This window comes from Allobosea sp. RIT-PG3_2 (genome assembly GCF_057321085.1).
Genome location: NZ_JBXWCA010000020.1, coordinates 1 through 2,721, shown reverse-complemented (window position 1 = coordinate 2,721; position 2,721 = coordinate 1). Strand labels below are relative to the sequence as shown.

4 protein-coding genes are annotated in these 2,721 nt (G+C 59.1%); 1 reads left to right on the top strand and 3 read right to left on the bottom strand.

Translation table 11 applies throughout. The annotated features are described in order from the left end of the window. Positions 1 to 84: 84 nt before the first annotated feature. Entirely contained in the window at positions 85 to 1,200 is a 1,116-nt protein-coding gene (gene ald / locus AC2FAN_RS27120; RefSeq protein WP_265055314.1) for an alanine dehydrogenase, read from the bottom strand. Between the two features lie 161 nt (positions 1,201 to 1,361). Here ald and AC2FAN_RS27115 point away from each other — a divergent pair, with 161 nt between their 5' ends. After that, on the top strand, positions 1,362 to 1,859 hold the full coding sequence (locus AC2FAN_RS27115) for an Lrp/AsnC family transcriptional regulator (RefSeq protein WP_265055315.1): 498 nt from the start codon (positions 1,362 to 1,364) through the stop codon (positions 1,857 to 1,859). A gap of 232 nt (positions 1,860 to 2,091) precedes the next feature. Here AC2FAN_RS27115 and AC2FAN_RS27110 read toward each other — a convergent pair whose 3' ends face one another. Both AC2FAN_RS27110 and AC2FAN_RS27105 read right to left on the bottom strand, forming a co-directional pair. Then, positions 2,092 to 2,403, bottom strand: coding sequence for a BrnA antitoxin family protein (locus AC2FAN_RS27110; protein ID WP_485177058.1), 312 nt, complete (start codon positions 2,401 to 2,403; stop codon positions 2,092 to 2,094). A gap of 36 nt (positions 2,404 to 2,439) precedes the next feature. Further along, on the bottom strand, positions 2,440 to 2,721 hold a 282-nt coding region (locus AC2FAN_RS27105; protein ID WP_485177057.1), incomplete at its 5' end, for a Ros/MucR family transcriptional regulator.

Genomic DNA, 2,721 nt, shown 5'->3' with positions numbered 1-2,721 from the left:
CAGGACCAGGCTCAATCCATCCGGCTCATCGATCACGATGTCTGCTCCGTCATTTGTCGCATCCCAATGCTCATCGCTCAATCATCAGGCGGCAATCGCCTTTTGAACCGGCTCGTATGGCTTGTTGAGACTCTCGGCGACCTGTGGATTTGTGATTCGACCTCGATGCACATTCAGGCCGGCGGCGAGGTGCGGGTCTTCTTCAATCGCTTTCAGGCCACGTGCCGCCAATGCTAGGCCGAACGGCAGCGTGGCGTTGTTCAAGGCATAACTCGATGTGAGCGGTACAGCTCCGGGCATGTTGGCGACGCAATAATGAATGACCCCTTCAATTTCGAAGGTGGGTGAAGCGTGGGTCGTCGGTCGGGATGTTTCGAAACAGCCGCCTTGATCGATCGCAACATCGACGAGCACCGCTCCGCGTTTCATCCTCGAAAGTTGTTCGCGGGAAACGAGACGGGGAGCTGCTGCCCCCGGAATGAGAACGGCCCCGATCACCACGTCGGCTGCGAGCACCTCCTCTTCGATGGCCTGCTGGGTGGAGAAACGCGTTTTTACGCGACCACCGAAATGCTCGTCCAGCTGCCTAAGGCGGGGGAGGGATCGATCAAGAATGACAAGGTCAGCTCCAAGCCCAGCGGCCATCCGGGCGGCATGTGTCCCAACCACCCCACCGCCAATGATGGCAACGCGCGCGGGTGCCACACCCGGCACCCCTCCGATCAGGATCCCTCGGCCACCCGAGTGCCTCTGCAGGCAAGTCCCCGCTGCTTCGATTGAAAGTCGGCCAGCAACTTCGCTCATAGGAGCGAGCAAAGGGAGGCCACCAAAGCGATCTGTCACGGTTTCATAGGCGACCGCGGTTACGCCGGAATTCAGCAGACCGACCGTCTGCTCCGGATCCGGAGCCAGGTGCAGGTACGTGAAAAGAATTTGTCCTTCGCGAAGCTGGGTCCATTCCGACGGCTGAGGCTCTTTGACCTTTACGATCATCTCAGCCTTAGCGAAAATCTCAGCCGCGGTTGCCACGATGCGTGCGCCGGCAGCTTCGTAAGCCTGATCTGAGGCGGAGATGCCAGCACCAGCATTCGTCTCGATCAGCACCTCGTGCCCGGCAGACACATACTCTCGCGCGGCTTCCGGCGTTAGGCCGACCCTGTATTCATGAACTTTGATTTCCTTGGGAACGCCTACGCGCATTGAATCCTCCTGAGTTTGGAGCGGAGATAGTAGCGCAGGAGCTTCAGCGAATTTCGACGAATTGCGATAGAAGTATCGCCAATTTCATTGGATTCAATCGATAATTGGGGATATGGCGCTAGCATCGTGCGTAAGCTTGGCCGTGGTCGCAGGAACACAACATGGCTCTAGATAATCTGTCGCGTATCCTTTTGTCCGAACTCGTGGAAGATGGCCGTGCAAGCCATATCAAGCTCGCCGAGCGCATCGGCTTGTCCGCCACGGCAGTAGCCCGACGACAACGCGCCTTGGAGGAGGAAGGCGTGATCGTCGGCTATCACGCACGATTGAGCCAGAAGGTGCTCGGTCTAGGGGTAACCGTTATCATCAGATTGGCTCTGAACAGCCAGAGTGAAGACGCCCTTTCAGCATTCGAAAAGGCCGTCGCCAAATGCCCCTCGGTTTTGAGGTGCTTCTTAATGTCGGGGGAGGACGATTATTTGCTCACTGTTATCGCCCGAGACGTCGAGGACTTCGAGCATGTTCACAAGACGCAGTTGTCCCGATTGCCGCACGTTGCGCGAATCCAATCAAGCTTTGCGCTCCGTCAGGTCATAGAGAGGCCTGTTCTGCCTCCGCTCCAATCAGGAGAGGGGCGCCACGGCCAGACGGACCGATAGCGGGCAAATGACGTGACTGCCAACAGTTCTAAAGCGCGCTGGGCCCGATCTCCTGAAGCCTCGGTATTTGCCATCTCGTCTTCACACGTCGTCGCGCTCTGTCCCGATGTCAGCAGGCGCGTGACGCGTGCCTCGCCCGGCGTGAGATCGAAGAGAGCATTTCGGGATCGAGGTCGCCGCTTCGGCCGTCGCCGATGCCTCCTGAATGGGATCCCCTTTCGCCATTGCCGCACTAGCCGTCGTTCGAAGAGTTCAGTTCGTCGGGCATGACCGCTTCATCTCCACCGATGCCCGCGGCCTGGCGCAGCGCGTTGTTGATACGATCCTGCCAGCCTGGTCCGCCACTCTGAAAATGGTCAAGCACACTGCGATCGATCCGGAGCGAAACGAGTTCTTTCGCTCCGGGGACACTCGGCCGCCTGTCGGCGGGCGTCGGTGCTTTCGGAACGGCCGGCTTGAACAGTGCCTCGGCCTTGTCCCGGGCGCTGGTGGGCCTGCGAGTTCTGTCGCTGTTCATCGAGTCTCTTTTGTCGTTGGTCGCCATGTCGGCCGGTATCGCTCTATCGAGCACGCGTTTCGGTCAGGCCTTGGCCTTCACCCGCCGTGGGCTCTTGGCAATTGGAGCCTTGCCGAGAGCGGTCGCAGCCTTCCGACCAAGACCCATCGACTTGGCCAAGGCGGAGCGCGCTTCGGCATAGTTGGGTGCCACCATCGGATAATCGGAAGGCAGGCCCCATTTCGCTCGGTACTGGTCAGGCGTCATATCGTACTTGCTGCTGAGATGGCGCTTCAGCGATTTGAACGCCTTGCCGTCCTCGAGGCAGATGATCGCATCCGGGGTAACCGACTTCCTGATCGAAAC